The 18,230-nt window shown below is 64.8% G+C and carries 14 protein-coding genes; 3 read left to right on the top strand and 11 right to left on the bottom strand.

The features are described from left to right. The first annotated feature begins 3 nt into the window (after nt 1–3). Nucleotides 4–1,665 (top strand): energy-dependent translational throttle protein EttA, encoded by a 1,662-nt coding sequence (ettA, locus tag KW832_RS08050; protein WP_055400762.1) that lies wholly within the window; start codon nt 4–6, stop codon nt 1,663–1,665. Nucleotides 1,666–1,725: 60 nt separating this feature from the next. After that, nucleotides 1,726–4,164 carry a DUF1631 family protein gene (locus tag KW832_RS08055; protein WP_218299481.1) on the top strand — a complete coding sequence of 813 codons (2,439 nt, stop codon included), beginning with the start codon at nt 1,726–1,728 and terminating at the stop codon, nt 4,162–4,164. A gap of 104 nt (nt 4,165–4,268) precedes the next feature. Here the strand turns inward: KW832_RS08055 and KW832_RS08060 are convergent, their stop codons facing one another. From KW832_RS08060 to KW832_RS08105, 10 genes are all read right to left on the bottom strand, one after another. Then, on the bottom strand, nt 4,269–5,591 hold the full coding sequence (locus tag KW832_RS08060; protein ID WP_121508737.1) for a TAXI family TRAP transporter solute-binding subunit: 1,323 nt from the start codon (nt 5,589–5,591) through the stop codon (nt 4,269–4,271). Nucleotides 5,592–5,725: 134 nt separating this feature from the next. Then, a complete protein-coding gene (locus KW832_RS08065) occupies nt 5,726–6,253 on the bottom strand; it encodes an EF-hand domain-containing protein (RefSeq protein WP_255577575.1) in 528 nt (175 codons plus the stop codon). A 13-nt stretch (nt 6,254–6,266) separates the two neighbouring features. Continuing rightward, entirely contained in the window at nt 6,267–7,064 is a 798-nt protein-coding gene (locus KW832_RS08070) for a lectin (protein WP_218299483.1), read from the bottom strand. Nucleotides 7,065–7,204: 140 nt separating this feature from the next. Continuing rightward, nucleotides 7,205–8,212, bottom strand: a complete 1,008-nt coding sequence (locus tag KW832_RS08075) for a P1 family peptidase (RefSeq protein ID WP_218299484.1) — start codon at nt 8,210–8,212, stop codon at nt 7,205–7,207. A 66-nt stretch (nt 8,213–8,278) separates the two neighbouring features. Beyond that, nucleotides 8,279–8,635 (bottom strand): copper-binding protein, encoded by a 357-nt coding sequence (locus KW832_RS08080; protein ID WP_055400753.1) that lies wholly within the window; start codon nt 8,633–8,635, stop codon nt 8,279–8,281. Continuing rightward, on the bottom strand, nt 8,632–9,171 hold the full coding sequence (locus KW832_RS08085; protein ID WP_218299485.1) for a DUF411 domain-containing protein: 540 nt from the start codon (nt 9,169–9,171) through the stop codon (nt 8,632–8,634). The genes KW832_RS08080 and KW832_RS08085 overlap by 4 nt, the downstream gene beginning before the upstream one ends. An 18-nt stretch (nt 9,172–9,189) precedes the next feature. Next, entirely contained in the window at nt 9,190–9,687 is a 498-nt protein-coding gene (locus tag KW832_RS08090) for a plastocyanin/azurin family copper-binding protein (RefSeq protein ID WP_218299486.1), read from the bottom strand. A 21-nt stretch (nt 9,688–9,708) separates the two neighbouring features. Further along, complete coding sequence (locus tag KW832_RS08095) at nt 9,709–11,091, bottom strand: multicopper oxidase family protein (protein WP_218299487.1); 1,383 nt, start codon at nt 11,089–11,091, stop codon at nt 9,709–9,711. A 1-nt stretch (nt 11,092) separates the two neighbouring features. Then, nucleotides 11,093–12,550, bottom strand: coding sequence for a TolC family protein (locus KW832_RS08100; RefSeq protein WP_255577576.1), 1,458 nt, complete (start codon nt 12,548–12,550; stop codon nt 11,093–11,095). A gap of 558 nt (nt 12,551–13,108) precedes the next feature. Continuing rightward, nucleotides 13,109–13,591 (bottom strand): hypothetical protein, encoded by a 483-nt coding sequence (locus tag KW832_RS08105; RefSeq protein ID WP_218299488.1) that lies wholly within the window; start codon nt 13,589–13,591, stop codon nt 13,109–13,111. Nucleotides 13,592–13,789: 198 nt separating this feature from the next. On the opposite strand from KW832_RS08105, the gene KW832_RS08110 reads away from it, so the two are divergent. Beyond that, nucleotides 13,790–17,338, top strand: a complete 3,549-nt coding sequence (locus tag KW832_RS08110) for an EAL domain-containing protein (RefSeq protein ID WP_218299489.1) — start codon at nt 13,790–13,792, stop codon at nt 17,336–17,338. A 27-nt stretch (nt 17,339–17,365) separates the two neighbouring features. On the opposite strand, the gene KW832_RS08115 is transcribed toward KW832_RS08110, so the two are convergent. After that, a complete protein-coding gene (locus KW832_RS08115) occupies nt 17,366–18,025 on the bottom strand; it encodes a YitT family protein (protein ID WP_218299490.1) in 660 nt (219 codons plus the stop codon). Between the last annotated feature and the right edge of the window lie 205 nt (nt 18,026–18,230).

Consider the following 18,230-nt stretch of genomic DNA (forward strand, 5'->3'; position numbering starts at 1 on the left):
TCAATGGCCCAATACGTTTTTTCCATGAATCGCGTCGGCAAGATCGTGCCGCCCAAGCGGCAGATCTTGAAAGACATCTCCCTGAGCTTCTTCCCGGGCGCCAAGATTGGCGTATTGGGGACTAACGGTTCGGGTAAGTCCACCCTCCTGAAGATCATGGCGGGCCTTGACAAGGAAATCGAAGGCGAGGCCATCCCCATGGCCGGTCTGAACATCGGCTATCTGCCCCAGGAACCCCAGCTGGACCCGACACAAACCGTGCGGGAGAGCGTGGAAGCCGGCATGGGCAAGGTTTTTGCCGCCAAGGCCCGTCTGGAAGAGGTCTACACCGCCTATGGCGCTGAAGATGCCGACTTTGACGCGCTGGCCGCCGAGCAGGCCGAGCTGGAAGCCATTATTGCAACGGCGGGTACCGACTCCGAGCACCAATTGGAAATCGCAGCCGATGCGCTGCGCCTGCCACCTTGGGATGCCAACATTGGTGTGCTCTCCGGCGGTGAAAAGCGCCGCGTGGCCCTGTGCCGCCTGCTGCTGTCCAAGCCCGACATGCTGCTGCTTGACGAGCCTACCAACCACTTGGACGCCGAATCGGTGGACTGGCTGGAGCAGTTCCTGCAGCGCTACTCCGGCACCGTGGTGGCCATCACCCACGATCGCTACTTCCTGGACAACGCCGCCGAATGGATTCTGGAACTGGACCGTGGGTCCGGCATCCCGTACAAGGGCAATTACTCCGACTGGCTGACCCAGAAGGGCGCCCGTCTGGAAGCCGAACAAAAGGGTGAGGAAGCCCGCGCCAAGGCCCTGAAGAAGGAACTTGAATGGTCGCGCCAGAACCCCAAGGCCCGCCAGGCCAAGAGCAAGGCCCGTCTGGCCCGCTTTGAGGAACTGAGCGATTACGAATACCAGAAGCGCAACGAAACGAACGAAATCTTCATCCCCGTGGCGGACCGTCTGGGCAGCCAGGTGATCGAGTTCAAGAACGTCACCAAGTCGTTTGGCGACCGCGTGCTGATCGACAACCTGAGCTTCAACATTCCTGCAGGCGCCATCGTCGGCATCATCGGGCCCAACGGCGCCGGTAAGTCCACGCTGTTCAAGCTGATTGCGGGCAAGGAAAAGCCGGACGCGGGGGAGGTCGTTATCGGCTCCACCGTCAAGATGGCCTTTGTGGACCAGCACCGCGATGACTTGTCGAATGACAAGACCGTCTGGGAAGACGTATCGGGCGGGCTCGACATCCTGAACGTGGGCAAATTCCAGATGGCCAGCCGCGCCTACTGTGGCCGGTTCAACTTCAATGGCGGCGACCAGCAAAAGAAGGTTGGCATGCTCTCAGGGGGGGAGCGCGGTCGTTTGCACCTGGCCAAGACCCTGATTGCGGGCGGCAACGTGCTGATGCTGGACGAGCCGTCCAACGATCTGGACGTGGAAACCTTGCGGGCTCTCGAAGACGCGCTTCTGGAATTTGCCGGCACGATGTTGGTAATCAGCCACGATCGCTGGTTCCTGGACCGGATCGCCACCCACATCCTGGCGGCTGAAGGTGACAGCCAGTGGACGTTCTTTGACGGCAATTACCAGGAGTACGAGGCCGACAAGAAGAAGCGCCTGGGTGAAGAAGGGGCAAAACCCAAACGAATGAGGTTCAAAGCCCTCAAATAAGGCGTCAGGTCAAGTAGCATTGCATCTGGAAACCTGCTGTCCGATCGATTCCTCCCCACCATGTCCCAGACTGCTTCTCGTTCGAGAACTGTTTTCCGCGCCTGTGTCGTCAACGCCGTGCGCGGCGGCGAGGCGTTGATGCAGGAATTGGTCAAGGTCACGCAAGGGGCCCTGACGGGTGAGGAGTCTGTCGTCCGCAATATCCAGCAGCGCAATCTGGTCAGTGACAGCCTGCGCTTGCTGAACCAGCATGAAGCTGCGCTGGTCAAGGGTTATCCCATGGCCCTGCTGGAGATTTTTGCCGAAGGTCCCGCTGCCAAAGGCCGCAGTTCTGCCGAGGACACCGGCATGGACTTCGGTGAACTCTCGCTCATGGATGAGAACGAGATGCAGGCGCAGGTGGAGCTGTCCAAGGCGCAGCAATCGGCATTGCATGCCACTGATGCGGTGCTGGCCGAACTCAACACCCTCGTCAGTTCCGCACAGGGCTTGCGCAGTGTGCAACCCGAACGCAACCCACTGCGCCCCGAAAGCTATATCCGCGCTCTCCAGCAAGTGGTGGGAGACACTGGCGTATCGCCCGAGGTGCGCCAGCTGTGGATGCAGCACATGCGCGACCTGTTGGGTAAGCTGCTGGTGGATGAATACAAAAAAACGGCTGCCAGCCTGCGCGAACATGGTGTTCAGCCCGTGGGCTACGCGGTGCTCGGCACGCCCGGCGGCAACGCGGGTCGTGGCGGTGGTTACGGCGGCCCCGGCATCAATACCGGCATGGGTACCGGATATGGTGGGGGTTACTCCGGCTATGGCAATTCGATGGGCGCGCCCATGGGGGACTATGGCAACACCGGCTATGGCCGTGGCATGGGGCCCTCCACTGGCTGGAGTGGCGATTCCCTGCAGTCGCCGATGGCGCCAGCCGCAGAAGAAGCATTGTTGACGGTGGGCATCCTGCGCCAGATGTTGGCTGGCGGAGATCCTTTTGATCCACGCGCATATGGCGCCATGCCTTCGCAGCCGGTGGCTTTGCAGCCTGCGTGGGGTGTGCCTCCTGTCGGCGGGGTTGTGGCGGGTGCCCAACCCATGCCGCAAGGCGGTGGTTACTACCCTGTGGGTGCAGCGGCCGAGGCCATCGAGGACATGGCCCAGCTCGAACGCTTGGTGGGAAGGCTCGCCAGCGGCAGCCAGGCAGCTTCGCTGTCGGCGCCTTTGACGGGGTGGCGGGGCCCGGGTGTGGCTCCTGTGGTGTACGCGGCCATGCCGATGGAGGCGGCCACCCAATCCCCGGCCATGGCCATTGAGGTGGTTGGCCGCATGATGGAGAACATTGCCCAGGATGCTCGCCTTCTGCCGCCCGTGCAGAAGGCTGTGAAGAGTTTGGAGCCCGCACTCAAACAACTGGTGACACACGATGGGCGTTTTTTCACCGATGGCACCCATCCCGCGCGCCGTTTGCTGGATGAGCTGACGCAACGCAGCCTGGCGTTCACCGCAGAAGCAACGCCGGGGTTCAGCAGTTTCATGCGCTTGGTGCAAGGGGCGGTGGAGCACCTGACTGCCAACGAAATCAAAGATGCAGGGCCTTTTGATACCGTGCTCAAGGCCCTGCAGTCTGCCTGGGAGACTCAGGAGCAGAAGATCAAGGCCCATCAGGAAGCGCAGCAAAAAGCCTTGCTCCAAGCGGAGCAGCGGGAAATGCTGGCCGAAAAGACTGCTGCCGACATCCGCAGGCTGCCTGATCTGGAGAACGTGCCTGCCGACGTGCTCGATTTTGCCGCCGGCCCATGGGCGGACGTGATCGCCTTGGCGCAGGTGCTCAAGGGCGGAGATGGGCAGGATGAGGACCCCGGTGGCTACCTGGCGCTGGTGCCCGTGCTGCTATGGAGCGCCCAACCCGACCTGACCCGCCAGGAACCTGAGCGCCTGAACGAGGCCATACCCGGCCTGCTGGCCAAGCTGCGCAAGGGGCTCAAGACCATCAATTACCCCGCAGTGCAGACCAGCGCCTTCTTGCAGCGTTTGGTGGGGCTGCATCAGTCGGCCTTTGAAAAGCCAGCGCCCGCACCTGTGGCGGCGCCTCAGCCAGAACCCGAGCCGGTGGCCCAAGAAGCAGCCCCTGCTGAAGCGCAAGCCTCCGCTGTGGCCCCCGAGGACAGTGTTCAGGCGCCCGTGGATGCGCCCGATCCCTACGCTGACTTTGTAATTGGCGCATGGGTCGAGCTGGTCACCAACGGCCGGGTCGTCCGCACGCAACTTACCTGGGCCAGCCCACACGGCACTCTGTTCCTTTTCACCGCACCGGATGCAAGCACGCAGTCCATGACCCGGCGGATGCGTGACAAGCTGGCTGCGGACGGATCCCTGCGGGTGGTTCCGGCAGTGTCCTCCACGGTCCGTGTTCTGGACGCTGTCTCAGCGGGCTCGTCCCGGAAGGTGCCCAGTAGCGCCCCTTCCTCCAAAGTTGCCCCGTTGGGCTCCAAGTCTTCCAAGACACGCTAACTCAGTACCACGCGATTCGCCATCGCTTTGAGCCTTGGCCTCGCGTGCTCCATGCAACAAAGGGCGCTCAATTCACAGATGTACCCTGAAGCGCCAGGGACAGCTCAGGCGCGGAGCAACTTTTTGCGCACCAGGTGAATGTGATTGCGCAGCGCGTACAACTCGTCTGCGTAGGACAACGGTACGCTCACTTTTTCAGCCTGTGCCTCCAGCGTATTGAGGGCCTTGAGCAGCTCGGCGGCGTCAATGTTGCCAGCCTCCATGTCGTTTTCAATCTCACGAAGCCGGCCATACCAGCGGAAAACGCGTGAACGCACCCGGAACTGGTACAGCGGCGGCACGACGCGCGACAGCGGGAGCATGATCGCCAGCAAAATGCCCAGTACCAGCCACATGCGCTCAATCAGGTTTGCCATCCAGAACGGCAGGTAGCGTTGCAGCATCGGCACCGGCTCGTTCATGGCCCGGTCGCCTTCCTTGGCAATCGGAAGTTCGCTATTGCGTGAGTTGGGGAACTCGCGGGCCCGGTTGAACCAGCCCGATCCACCGTGCAGTTTCTGCGCGTTCTGCGCAAACAGGGTGAGCAGGGCAGGGTGCGTGGCATCGCGCGCCAGCAGCGAGGTGGTGGATGCCACCAGGCGCACATCCCGCGTGGGCACGTTGGCCGCCAGGTCCACCACGCCGCGCGGCAACGTGACCGGAGTCAGGAACGGAAACCGCCGCGCATAGGCCTCGTGCTGGGCAAAGTCCAGCAACTGCACGCCGGGTGTCTGCAGCAGCATCTGCACCATCAGGGATTCGGGGGCCGAGGCGAACACCAGCGCATCAAGTCTGCCCGCCAGAAATTCCACGGTGGCTGGCGTCTGCTCCAGCCGGGACATCTGCACCGCACCAGGCGCCACCTTGTTGGCGTCGAGCAGGCGCTCCATCAGCTTGGGCACGCCACTACCGTCTGAGCCTACATTGACCCGCCAGCCACGCAACTGCCGCAGGCTGTCGATGCGCGGCGTGTTGTACACACGTTCTGCAGTCTCCGCACGGTAGAACAGCCACACGGGCTCCACAAACAGACTGCCCAGAGACACCAGCTCGTCGGCATCATCGGGTTGCAGTTCGGCCGTGCCACCCTGCACAAACGCCACATCGGCCTTGCCCTCACGCAACAGCTGCAGGTTGTGCGAAGAGCCATCGCTGGGCAGCAACCGGACTTCGATGCCGTCCACCGCCAACGCCTTCTGGTAGCGCTTGCCAAACTCCTCGTAAGCGCTTTGCGCCGGGCCTGTGGCCAGCGTTACGGTTTTGGGTGGGTTGGGGTTGAGCCACCAGTACGCCAGGACCAGCAGTCCCACCGCCAGAAACGCGAGAGGACCGGCCGACACGATCAGATCGCGCAGAGAAAGCAGGGTATTGCGGAAAGCCTGGGACATGGAATAAGTGCTGAACATGGGGTGGAGCAACCACGAGGCCTCTGCGACCATCCGAGGCCCCGTGGTTGTTCATGTGGCTGTGGCGTACGCCCTCCAGGCACATGGGGCCAGGAGCGACAAGGAGTTCCTGAGATCTATGGCTTGCTGCCGCGCCGCTGGCGCTCGTAAGCCACACATTCCGAAAGGGAGAGCTGGTCGTCCTGATCGGTATCCGCCGCGTCGAAATAGGCCATGCGGCTTTCAACGACTTCCTTGAACGACAGCTTGCCGTCGCTGTCCGTGTCAACGGCTGCAAGTCGCTTCAGGCGGCCTTTGCCCATGCGCGGCACCTGGGCCAGGTCGGAGAGCTGGACATGGCCTGTCGCATCGGGCGAGAGGTTGTGCCAGCCTTGCACGATGTCCCGATGAAACTCCTCCAGAGACACCTTGCCGTCGTGGTTCAGGTCAGCAGACGAGCAGATCGCCTGGAGCCGGTTGGCGCGCGATGGTGCTGCTGGCTTCTGGGCCGTGGTAGTCACCTTGGGTGGGGATGTGGGGGAAGACACCGGGGCATCCGCTGCCTGCGCGGCGGATGCACATGCCAGAGCGAAGGTGCCTGCCGCCGCTGCACTGCACAGCAAGCGCATGGTGCGCAGAGCGTGTGGGGATTGGGGTGTGATCATCATTGGGCCCTCCTTACCACCACCAGCGTTGGCTGGGGCTGCGGTTGCAGGGCCAGACCATGGTGTGTGCGCCCTGGCGGACCCGGCCATCCTCCACGTCCAGGCATTTTCCGGTGAGCTGGCTCACGATCTGGCCGCCCCGGGTGGCCCAGCTTTGGCTGCGCGAGCCTGAGCACGACCACAGCACCACCCGTGCGCCATCGCGCGGGTCGCCACGGTCCACGTCCACGCACAGGTCGCGTACCCGGATCTCACCCCCGCGCCCCACAGCAAACCGCTGGGACGCGGTGCCGTTGCATTCATACACCTGCAATGAGGTGCCTGGCTGGAACTTGCCACCCCGCACGTCCAGGCACAGGCGGCCGTCCACGCGGACTTCTCGCCCCCAGTCGCCACCTTGGCCGGGATAGTCCGGGTACTCGGGTCGCCGGTCGTTGTCGTGCCGGTTGTGGTTGGCCAGCAGCGCAAGGCCCGCGATGGCAGCCACCGCGGCCACAGCTGCGCCAGCGTTGGACCCACTGCTGTTGCCAGAGGCGTAGCTGCGGGTAATCTGGAAGCGGCCGCCACACCCCCCGTTGGTCCACAGTTCCCGGTTCGTCAGGTCATAGCCCCAGGTGCGATTGAAACGGCAAGCCCCCTGTGTCTGTGCGCTCAGGTCCACCTGTGTGGTGTCGTCCGGCAGGCGATAGGACGTGTAGCCACCGTTGGATTGCAGGTCCACGAACTGGTCCTGGGCGATGGCGGCTTGGGTATTCAGGAGCAAAGGCAGGCACAACAACCAGCTGTGCCGCAGACGGTTTAGGTCTTTCATGAATTCTCCTTGTCGCGATAGATAGGGTGGCAAGACTGGCGCGTGGGGGCCGCGGTGCGCTCCCGGCGTGTTCTGGCGCTTGAGCCCTGCGCGGTGTGGGCATCATATGGGCTCATGTGCCATGGCCCCATGACCATGGTTTACCCCAACTCACCAGCCCACGGCAAGTACAAACCTTCCGCCGTGGTGATGGACCGCGCCGCGCGTGCCGCGCGTGCCGTGGCAATGGCCGTGGCCTCGGCCGCCATGGCGGCCAGCACCATCATGCCCAGGCTTTTGCCTGCGCGGCCAGTGCCCAGGCTGAAGAGCGTGTCGCCGTCGGACATGGTGTGCACCGGGTTGATGCTGCGCGCCAGGCCGTCGTGGGCGGCCACGGCCAGGCGGTGGGCCTGCACCTTGGTGATGACGGCGTCGGTGGCCACCACGCCGATGGTGGTGTTGGTGCCCGCCAGCAGGGGCTGGGGCGGGTCGCCGCGCAGCAGGGCTCGGCGTGTGTCGCGCAGGCGCAGGCCGTCGTCGGTGCGGGCGCCTGCAATCACTTGTGCGGTGTCGGGGTCGATCACGTCGCCCAGGGCATTGCAGGCGATGAGTGCGCCCACCGTCACGCCATCCACCGTGACAGAGGCGGTGCCAATGCCGCCCTTCATCGCGCGCTGGATGCCGAAGATCTTGCCCAGTGCCGCACCCGTGCCCGCACCTACATTGCCCTCGGCCGGGTCGGCGGTGGATGCCGCATCGCACGCCGCGTAGCCCGCCGCAGCGTCGGGGCGAATGTGCATGTCGCCCACCAGCAGGTCAAACAACACGGCAGCAGGCACGATGGGCAGGCGGCCCACGGCCACATCGAAGCCGATATTGCGCTCTTCGAGCCAGCGCACGGCGCCAGTGGCGGCATCCAGCCCCCAGGCGCTGCCCCCGGCCAGCATGATGGCGTGCACCTTGTCCACCAGGTTGGAGGGGTGGAGCAGATCGGTCTCACGGGTGCCGGGTGCTGCGCCCCGTACATCCACACCGGCCACGGCGCCTTCGCGGGTGATGATGACGGTGCAGCCCGTGGGGCGGCGGGTTTCGGTGAAGTGACCGACCTCGATGCCCGCCACGCGGGTGATGCTGCCAGCGCTGCCGGCCAGAACGTGTTGAGAACTCATGGCCGTCGATTATGGTGCCCGGGCGCACGAGCTGGTTTGTGCGACGTCAGTCAGCCGGCAGGGGGATCACGGGGCCTTTTCGATCTGCTTGACGTGGTAAGCGCCATTGACCTGCTCTGCCCGAAAGCGCACCTTGTCACCCGGTTTCATGTCACCCACCACGCTGGCGTCCGCCACGCGGAAGACCATGGTCATGGGCGGCATTTCCAGATTCTTGATCTCGCCATGCTTCAAGGTGAGGCGCAGTGTGCGCGGGTCCCAGCGGGTGATTTCGCCTTCGCTCAGTTCCGCTTGGGTCGCCGACGGGGCCGGATGGTGGCTGTTGTGGCTATCGGAGGCTGCAGCGGTGGGTGCTTGCGCCAGAGCGGGCCCTGCGCCTAGGAGAAGCAGGCTGGCGACTAGTGGGATGTAAAGGATTTTCATGTCGATGCCTTCTTGTTGTAGCTTTTGAAAACACGGGTGCTGCCGTCGCGCGCCACCAGCAGCACGTCGTACGGGTCACGCCGGTCGCCATACGCAGGGCCGTCCATGCCGGGCGAGCCCACAGGCATGCCAGGCACCGCCAGGCCCAGGGCCTTGGGCTTTTGCTGCAGCAGCGCGCGCACGTCGCTGGCAGGCACATGGCCTTCCACCACATAGCCGCCGACGAGGGCGGTGTGGCACGAGCCCAGCTTTTGCGGCAGGCCCAGCCGTGCGCGCACGGCGTTGTTGCCGGTGGCGTGCACCTTCACGGCAAAACCGTTGGCTTGCATGTGGTCCACCCAGTCCTGGCAGCAGCCGCAGTTCGGGTCTTTCCACACCTCCAGCGGTGTTGGGGTGTTGGTGGCTGCTCGGGACAGGCCGGGCAGCAGGGCGACGGCCACACCCGCACCCAGCAAAGGCAGTGCGGTGGTGAGCCATTGGCGTCGTGCAGGGTGGGCTGCGGTGGATGAGGAGCGTGGATTGCGTGAGTTGGTCATGGCGTGTCTCTCCTGGCGTTATGGGTTGCGCGGCAGCACAGTGATGGTGCCGGTCATGCCGGCCTGGTAGTGGCCGGGGATCAGGCAGGCAAAGTCAAAACTCCCGGCGCGGTTGAAGTGCCACACGATGTCACCGGTCTTGGCCGCCGCCACGTGGGCCATGTAGGGCTCGTCATGTTCCATGCCGGGGTGCTTTTTCATCATCTCGGCGTGCTGGTTCAGCTCGGCCTTGGTGCCGATCACGATCTCGTGCAACACCTTGCCTTTGTTCTCGGCACGTAGCCGCACGGTGTCGCCCTCACGCACTTCGATGTGATTCGGCGCAAAGCGCATGTCGTCGGTCATGCGGACGGTGATGGTGCGGCGCACGGCCTTGGCGTCGCCTGCGATGCCCCAGTCCTTTTGCTCCTTGACCACCGGGCTGTTCGATGCGGTGTGATGGGCGTTTTCATGGCCAAAAGAGATGCTAGCGCTTATCCATAAAGCGCAAGCAGCTATCAATTTAATAGTGTTCATGGTGTGTGCTGATGGTGAGGTTCAGTGCTGGTGGCCGCTGGCAGCGGGCTTGCGTGCGCTCGCTGCGCCGGGCGCGGTGCCTGGGGTGTCTGCGCGGGCGGGGCGTGGTGTGCTGGCGGGGGCACCCTGCCATTCGTAGGCCACCGTGCCCGCAGGTTGCTTGAAGTCTCCAGGGTCGCGGTAATCGCCCGCAGGCTGGTCGGCGCGCACCTTGAGGGTGGTGAACATACCGCCCATCTCCAACGGGCCAAAGGGGCCGGTGCCGGTCATCATCGGAAAGGTGTTGTCGGGCAGTGGCATCTCCATGGCACCCATGTCGGCCATGCCGCGCTCGCCCATCACCATGTAGTCGGGCACGATCTTCTGGATCTTGCCGACCAGCCCCCGGTGGTCCACCCCGATCATGGTGGGCACGTCGTGCCCCATGGCGCCCATGGTGTGGTGGCTCTTGTGGCAGTGCAGGGCCCAGTCGCCTGGCTCGTCGGCGATGAACTCGACCTGCCGCATCTGGCCCACGGCTACGTCGGTGGTCACCTCGGGCCAGCGCGCACTTTTGGGTACGGGGCCGCCGTCGGTGCCGGTCACTTCGAATTCGTGGCCGTGGATGTGAATCGGGTGGTTCGTCATGGTGAGGTTGCCGATGCGCATGCGCACGCGCTCACCCTGCCGCGCCACCAGCGGGCTGATGGCGGGGAACACGCGGCTGTTCCAGCACCAGATGTTGTGGTCCAGCATGGTGTTGACCTTGGGGGTCATGCTGCCGGGCTCCACGTCAAAAGCGTTGAGCAAAAACGCGTAGTCGCGCTGCACCTTGGCGATGTGCGGGTGCGCAGCCTTCGGGTGGGTGATCCACAGGCCCATCATGCCCATGGCCATCTGCACCATCTCGTCGGCATGCGGGTGGTACATGAAGGTGCCGGGGCGGCGCGCCACAAACTCGTACACAAAGGTTTTGCCCGGCTGGATGGCGGGCTGGGTGAGGCCGCCGACGCCGTCCATGCCGTTGGGCAGGCGCTGGCCGTGCCAGTGGATGGTGGTGTGCTCGGGCAGGCGGTTGGTGACAAAGATGCGCACGCGGTCGCCTTCAACCACCTCGATGGTGGGGCCGGGGCTCTGGCCGTTGTAGCCCCACATGTTGACCATGAAGCCGGGCGCCACCTCGCGCACCACGGGCTCGGCCACCAGGTGGAACTCCTTGACGCCTGCGTTCATGCGCCAGGGGGCGGTCCAGCCGTTCAAAGTGACCACCGGGTTGTAGGGGCGGCCCGTGGGCGGGTGCAGCGGCGGCGCGGTGTCGGCGCTGGTCTGCATGGCGGGCTCGGGCAGCGCGGCCAGGGCCACGCGGCTGACGGAGGCTGCGGCCACTGCCGTGGCGGCGCCGGAGAAGAAATTGCGGCGGTTCATGTCAGTGGCCTTGTGGGGTGGTGGAGGCTGCGGCGCCCGATGCGAGGCCCTGCAGGGCGCCTGGCGATGTGCCGGTGAGTGCGAGCTGCAGATCGGTCTCGGCCAGCCAGAAGTCGCGCTGTGCTTCGATGGCGTTGGCCACGGCCTGGGTGCTGTTGCGCGCTTCGGCCAGCATGTCCCACACGCTGGCCAGCATGCCGTTGTAGCGCAGGGTGGTCTCGTCGCTGATGAGCTGGCGCAGGGGTACCACCTCAGCCTGCTGCTGGCGTGCCAGGTCGAGCGCGGTGCGGTAGGTGAGCCAGGCGGCGCGCACCTCGCTGCGGGCGCGCACGGCGGTGTCCTGCAGCTGGGCGGCACTTTGCTCCACCTCGGCCTGGGCGCGGGTACGGGCTGCGCCGCCCCAGTCGAACAGGGGCAGGGGCAACTCCAGCTCCCAACCCCGCGTGATCTCGCGGTGACCGCCATCCCGCTCGGTGGTGGTGTTGCGGCTATAGGCCAGGCCGATATCGCCAAACACGGCGCCTGCGCGGCTCCAGCCCTGCCGGGTGGCTTGGGTGTCGAGCTGGCGGCGGGCCGCTTGCACATCGAGCCGTTCGCGCAGCGCGGTGGCTTCGATGCCTTCCGCGGGCAAGGCGCTGGCGGGCAAGGGCGGCAGCTGGTTGGCCAGCTGGTACTGCGTCTGCAGCCCCCACACGCCCATGCGGCGATTGAGCTGCTCGCGCTCGGTGGCTGCGGCAAGGCGGGCGCGGGCGCGCTGGCGGGTGGCCTCTTGCAGCACGGCCTGCTCGCGGGCCTGCTGCAGACGGCTCCAGTTGCCCACCTGCACCATGCGGCGGGCCAGCTCGGCCCCGGCCTCGGCCGCCTCGACCATGCGGTCGTGGGTGGCGGCTATTTGCTCCGCGGCCACGGCACGCAGCCAGGCGCGGCGGGTGTCGGCGGCAAGCGTCACCACGTCCTGCGCGGCTTGCAGCGTCGCGATCTGCAGGCGCTCGGCCTGGCGCGCGGTGCGCCAGGGCAGGGTGATGAGGTCAATCAGGCTGAAGGCCAGGGTGCGCTCGATTTCGCGCTCGTGGCTGTTGGTGAATCTCCCCAGTGCAAGGTGCGGGTTGGGCAGGGTGATGGCCTGCACGCGCTCAGCGTCGGCCACGCCCAGTGCGGCCAGGCGGGCTTGCAGGCCAGGGTTGTGGAGCAGGGCAATGCGCACGGCAGCGTCTTGTGTCAAGGGCTGTGCCAGCCAGCCTTCGACGGATTTTTCTGCAGAGGCGCGGGCGGCAGGGTCCGCTGCAGGCAGGCTCGCTTGCACGCCCCCGGTGCGGCCCGCAGCGAGATTGGCGACGTCACCGCGCAGGCCATCGGGCGAGACACTGGCGCAACCGGCCAGTACGGCTGCAGCGGCCAACAGGCAAAGGCGTGGGGAAAGGTGTGGAGAAATGTGCGGCATTTGGGCTGGGAGGTTCATGGCTTGCCTCCCGGTGCGTGGTGGCGTTGATGCATCGGCGTGGGTGAAGCGGACTGGCCGTTGCTGCTGCTGCCGTGGTGCCCGTGGTGATGACGGTGGGGGCTTTTTTGCCCTTCGACGGTGGACGGGGGTGTGGCGGGCTGGGCGCTCTGCCGAGCCTCCCAGGCGACGATGTCGACATGCCCCCTGGGAAAGGCAGCCACCGCCTCGTGCGCCTCGCGCCATGGCTGGGGCGATGGGGTCGCGCCGGGCAATGGGGGTTGTGGGACGAGGGCGGGGTGGGCCAGTGGAGCCGTCGGGGCCGCAACATGGGCAGCGTCGGCAGCCGGTGCCAGAGGATGGCTGGGGGTGGGAGCAATGCCCTGGGCCAGCGAAAGCAGCGGTGCCAGCAGCACAAGGCAGACGGTTCGCGGGGGCGATGAAGCGGGATACGGAAATGAAGCAGGCGCGCGCATGGCGATCTCCAGACAACGGACGAAAAAGGTATTGCGCTACCGCCCGGGCCACCCTGTTTCAGGGGCGCTCAGGCTGTGGCGGACGCACTTCGGGCGTTGGAGATCAGGCGATGGGTGGTTTGATGGTCAGTGCGGGAGGCGCACTGTCAAACCGTGCAGACGCCGTGGACAGCGCGGTGCCCAGGCGGCGGAGAGCGCAGGACGCTGCCGGGGCGGCGTCGAGCATTGCCGAATGGCAGATTTCGCAGGCGGAGCATGCGGCAGAGTGGTGATCGTGTGCAGCACACCCCACCAGTTCACCATCACACGCGGATGCCGCAGCAGCATGCACGGCATGGTCATCGTGATGGGCGATGGCGTGATCGCCTTCCTGCATTTCTGCAGCCATGGCCTGTGCGGCCTGGTCAGTCGTGTGCTCTTGTGAAGTCGCGTATGCCGCTTCGGCTGCCACCAGGTGGCTGTGCTCCTGCGCATGCGGCGCGCTAGCAGGAAGCAGGGGCGGCAAGACCCCGGCGGCCATGGCGGTGCCGGTAAGTCCCCGCAGGACCAGCACCACCATCAACACGAAATAGAGGCCGCGACGCATGTCCCAATGATACGGCGGCACGCCTCAAGGTTCCCAAAAGGTTACATCTCCGGCACCCGGCCCTTGGGGCGGCAACCAGGCACTGCGGGCAAATGGGGGTGCAGATGTAGGGCGGTTCGGCTTACGATGTAACAATGCGTTCGGTGCATCTCCTGGCCCTGCGGTGCCTGGAATGACTGTGCAAGACGAAAGGTCGGTATGCCTTCCTGGCTGGTGGGAACCTGGAGTACGTTGTCTGCGCGAATCCGCTGGCTGGTTCTGGTGGCGACCCTGCCCGCCGTGCTGCTGGCGGTTTACCAGGCACGGTCGCACCGCATGGACGCCATCGCCGCCGCAGAGAACCAGGCTTTGGGCACGCTGCGGGCCGTGGCAGCCAGCCAGCAGCGCCTGATTCAGAACACCCGCGATTTTCTGCAGAAGCTTGCTGCCATGCCCTCGGTGCACCGGCCGGCGGAACCCGAGTGTGGAAGGTACCTGGCCGAGGTGCTGTCGCTCAACGCCACTTACGTCAACATTGGTGTGCCACAGGCCAGTGGCGATCTGCTGTGCAATGCCCGCCCGTTGAAGGCGCCCGTGAACGTGGCGAACCGGCCCTATTTCCAGCACGCCATCACCGCCCGGGAGTTCTCGGTGGGGGCTTTTCAGATCGACCGGGCTGCCCAGGTTGCGAGCGTCAACTTTGCGGTGCCTGTGGTCCCGCCGGGCAGCCAGGAGGTGGTGGGCGCTGCAGTGGCAGTGGTGTCGCTGGAATGGTGGAGCCTACGGCTTGCCGATTTGGGCCTGCCACCCGGGGCTGTGGCGCGTGTGACCGACGCCGATGGGCGCGTGGTGGCGCGTTTCCCGCCCGATGGGGCCGAACTCGGAACCCAGTTGGCCGACGCAGATTTCAGCGCGGCGCTGCAGCGCTCTGCCGAAGGGGTATTGCAGCGCAGCAATGCGGCCGGATCACACCAGTTGATGGTGTTTCAGCCGCTCATAGAGTCGGGTGGAAAAACGGTTGCCACCATGAGTCTGGCTGTGCCACTGGACCAGCTCTACGCCACTGCCAACCGCAACATGTGGACCGAGGTGGCCTTCTTGCTGGCTGGCCTTGCGCTGTCTTTCCTGCTGGCCCAGCAGGGCGTGCGGCGGGGCGTGATGAAACCATTGCGGCGCCTGTTGGACGCCACCGACGAACTGGCCCAGGGCCGTTATGCCCCCCAGCCCCTCGCCACCGACCTGGCAGAGTTGACCGAGTTGGGTCAGCGTTTTGACCGCATGGCGCTTACGCGCCAGAGCGCCGAGGCCCAGTTGCGCCAGAGTGAGGAAAACCTGTCCATCACGCTGCATTCCATTGGTGATGGGGTGGTGGCCACGGATGCGCAGGGCCATATCACACGCATGAATGCAGTGGCCGAACGCCTGACAGGCTGGCCGTTGCCCGAGGCACTGGGCAAGCCGCTGACGGACGTGTTTCGCATCGTCAATGCCAGCACGCGGGAGCCGGTGGTCGATCCGGTTCGGATGGTGGTGGCCAAGGGCGAGGTGGTGGGGCTGAGCAACCACACGACCTTGCTCGCGCGGGACGGTGCCGAATATCAGATTGCGGACAGCGCGGCGCCCATTCGCAATGCGCAGGGGCAGATTGTCGGTGTCGTGCTGGTGTTCAGCGACGTGACCGAGGCCTACCGCGTGCGCAAGCAACTGGAAGACAACGAAGCGCGCTTTCGCACCCTGACCATCTTGTCGTCTGACTGGTACTGGGAGCAGGATGCCCAGTTCCGCCTGACCCATGTGGACGGAAGCGACAAAGACCGTCTGCTGCAGGAGGCGGCTGCGTACATGGGCAAGACGCGCTGGGAGTTGGCAGGCCCTGGGGTGAGCGAAGCCCGCTGGCAGGAGCACCGCGAGCTGCTGGAACGCCATCAGGAGTTCCGCGATTTCGAGTTCCAGCGCAAAGACCTTTCGGGCCAGCTGCACTGGCTTTCGGTGAGCGGCACCCCCATTTTTGACGTGAACGGAACATTTTGCGGCTACCGGGGCGTGGGCAAGGACATCACGGCGCGCAAGCGCGATGAAAACGAACTGCGCATTGCGGCCATTGCGTTTGAGTCGCAGGAGGGCATGATCGTCACCGACCGAGAGACCGTCATCCTGCGCACGAACAGGGCCTTCACCAAAATTACGGGCTACAGCTCGGAAGATGCGGTGGGCAAGCGTTCCAGCCTTCTCGCGTCGGGCCACCATGACAAGGCCTTTTTCGACGCCATGTGGGGCAGCCTCTCGGACACCGGTGAATGGAAAGGCGAAATCTGGAACCGCTGCAAAAGCGGGGCGGTCAACCTCCACTTCATGGGCATCACCGCCGTCACGGACGGTGGGGGCGAAGTCACCCACTATGTCGGCACGCTCAGCGACATCACCCAGCGTGCCCAGGCCGCGCGCGAGATCGAGCATCTGGCCTTTTATGACCCGCTGACACACCTGCCCAATCGCCGCCTCATGCTGGACCGTCTGCAGCAGGCGTTTGCCACCAGCGCGCGCACCGGCCTGCATGGGGCGGTGTTGTGCCTCGATCTGGACCACTTCAAGACCCTGAACGACACACTGGGCCATGACATGGGCGATGTCTTGCTGCAGCAGGTTGCGCAGCGCCTGTCGGGATGCGTGCGTGAAGGTGACACCGTGGCCCGCCTGGGCGGCGATGAGTTTCTGGTGCTGCTGGAAGACCTGGATGCGCTTGCCACCGACGCGGCTGAGCAGGCACAGAATGTGTCCGAGAAAATACTTGCCGCCCTGAACCAGCCTTACCAGCTTGCCTTGCACCATGTGCACAGCACGACCAGTGTGGGAACCGTGCTGTTCAGCGGCCAAAGCCAAACGGTGGAAGACGTCGTCAAACACGCCGACCTGGCCATGTACGCCGCAAAAACAGCGGGGCGCAACGCGATCCGGTTCTTTGATCCGATGATGCAGGCGGCGGTCTCTGCCCGCGCTGCACTGGAAAACGACCTGCGCACTGCGTTGGCTGCCGGGCAGTTTTTGCTGCACTACCAGATCCAGGTGGGCTGTGGTGTACGCCCTGTCGGGGCCGAGGCGCTGATCCGCTGGCAACACCCGGAGCGCGGCATGGTCCCCCCTTATGAGTTCATTCCTTTGGCCGAAGAAACGGGGCTCATACTGCCCATAGGCCTGTGGGTGTTGCAGACCGCGTGTGCTCAGTTGCGCCGCTGGCAGGGCAACCCCGCCATGGAACAGCTGCAGTTGTCCGTGAACGTGAGCGCGCGGCAGTTCCGGCAGCCCGATTTCATGGAGCAGATTCGCACCGTGTTGCTGCAAACCGGTGCGCGGCCCGACCGTTTGAAGCTGGAACTGACGGAAAGCCTGGCGCTGGACAACGTGGACGACACCATCGCGAAGATGAACGCATTGCGCGCCCTGGGTCTGCGGTTTTCTCTGGACGACTTTGGCACGGGGCAGTCATCGCTGTCCTACCTCACGCGCCTGCCGCTGGACCAGCTCAAGATCGACCAGAGCTTTGTGCGCAACATTGGCATTCAGCACACCGATGCGCTGATCGTGCAGACCATCATCGGCATGGCGCAGAGCCTGGGAATCGACGTGATCGCCGAAGGCGTGGAGACGGACGCGCAGCGGGCGTTTCTGGAAAAGCACGGCTGCACCCTCTTTCAGGGTTACCTGTTCAGCCGCCCGGTGCCGATCGGGGTGCTGGAGCAGTACCTGCAGGCACGGGCAGCCTCTGTTTGAGTTCTGGTCCGTGTGTTCTGGACCGACTTACACCGCCATGTAACGCCCTGGCCGATGGTTCATCGCCAGGACCAGGTTGAGCGCCACGGCCCCTGCAATGGACCAGGCAACGCGCAGGGGTTCCACCGTCCACAGCGCCAGCAGCACGATGCAGCAGTCCACTACCATCTGGACCTTGCCGGCGCGCCATCCGTACCGGTCTTGCAGGTACAGCGCGGCAATGCCCACGCCCCCCAGGCTGCAACGGTGGCGAAAGAGCACCAGAAACCCCGTGCCCGTGATCAACCCGCCTGCCACGGCCGCATACAGCGGCTGCAACTGCGCAAATTCCAGAAATTGAGTCTGCAGTTCGGTCAGCAGCGACAACAACAGCACGGCAATAAACGTCTTGACCGTGAATGCGCGCCCCAGCTTGCGCAGGGCGAGCCAGTAAAAGGGCAGGTTCAGCACAAAGAAAATCTTGCCAAAGCCGATACCCGTGGCGTAGTGCAACAGGAACGCAAGGCCTGCGGTTCCCCCGGTCAGCAGGCCTGCGCTGGTGAAAAAAGCAACCCCTACGGAAATGAGCAGCACGCCGGTGAAGATGGCCACAGCATCTTCCGTGAGCGTGTGTGGCACCACCACAGGAGCGGCCACTTGCGCAGGGTTCGGCAGGGAAGGGGCGTGGGGTGCAGGCGGGTTGGACATGGTGAGCGCAGGCGGGCAGGGCGGCGGGTGCCGGTCAGGGGAAAGAGTCTCAGATTGGAGCATGCAAGCCCTGTGCCGGACTTGTCCGCCGTCAAGAAGCGGCGTGTCTGTGGGGGCTTCGGTCCTGGAAAAACTGGCCGCTCCTTGGCGGTTTTTTGGCCGATTCTTGCATTCTGCTTTAGATGTAACACCTGCAACGCACAGC

The organism is Acidovorax sp. sif0632 (genome assembly GCF_019218805.1).
GTDB classification, from domain to species: Bacteria; Pseudomonadota; Gammaproteobacteria; order Burkholderiales; family Burkholderiaceae_C; genus Acidovorax; species Acidovorax facilis.

Coding starts and splice junctions, on each gene's coding strand:
- ettA (WP_055400762.1), top strand. CDS start 4: ATGGCCCAATACGTTTTTTCCATGAATCGCGTCGGCAAGATCGTGCCG.
- KW832_RS08055 (WP_218299481.1), top strand. CDS start 1,726: ATGTCCCAGACTGCTTCTCGTTCGAGAACTGTTTTCCGCGCCTGTGTC.
- KW832_RS08060 (WP_121508737.1), bottom strand. CDS start 5,591: ATGTCCCAGGCTTTCCGCAATACCCTGCTTTCTCTGCGCGATCTGATC.
- KW832_RS08065 (WP_255577575.1), bottom strand. CDS start 6,253: ATGATCACACCCCAATCCCCACACGCTCTGCGCACCATGCGCTTGCTG.
- KW832_RS08070 (WP_218299483.1), bottom strand. CDS start 7,064: ATGAAAGACCTAAACCGTCTGCGGCACAGCTGGTTGTTGTGCCTGCCT.
- KW832_RS08075 (WP_218299484.1), bottom strand. CDS start 8,212: ATGAGTTCTCAACACGTTCTGGCCGGCAGCGCTGGCAGCATCACCCGC.
- KW832_RS08080 (WP_055400753.1), bottom strand. CDS start 8,635: ATGAAAATCCTTTACATCCCACTAGTCGCCAGCCTGCTTCTCCTAGGC.
- KW832_RS08085 (WP_218299485.1), bottom strand. CDS start 9,171: ATGACCAACTCACGCAATCCACGCTCCTCATCCACCGCAGCCCACCCT.
- KW832_RS08090 (WP_218299486.1), bottom strand. CDS start 9,687: ATGAACACTATTAAATTGATAGCTGCTTGCGCTTTATGGATAAGCGCT.
- KW832_RS08095 (WP_218299487.1), bottom strand. CDS start 11,091: ATGAACCGCCGCAATTTCTTCTCCGGCGCCGCCACGGCAGTGGCCGCA.
- KW832_RS08100 (WP_255577576.1), bottom strand. CDS start 12,550: ATGAACCTCCCAGCCCAAATGCCGCACATTTCTCCACACCTTTCCCCA.
- KW832_RS08105 (WP_218299488.1), bottom strand. CDS start 13,591: ATGCGTCGCGGCCTCTATTTCGTGTTGATGGTGGTGCTGGTCCTGCGG.
- KW832_RS08110 (WP_218299489.1), top strand. CDS start 13,790: ATGCCTTCCTGGCTGGTGGGAACCTGGAGTACGTTGTCTGCGCGAATC.
- KW832_RS08115 (WP_218299490.1), bottom strand. CDS start 18,025: ATGTCCAACCCGCCTGCACCCCACGCCCCTTCCCTGCCGAACCCTGCG.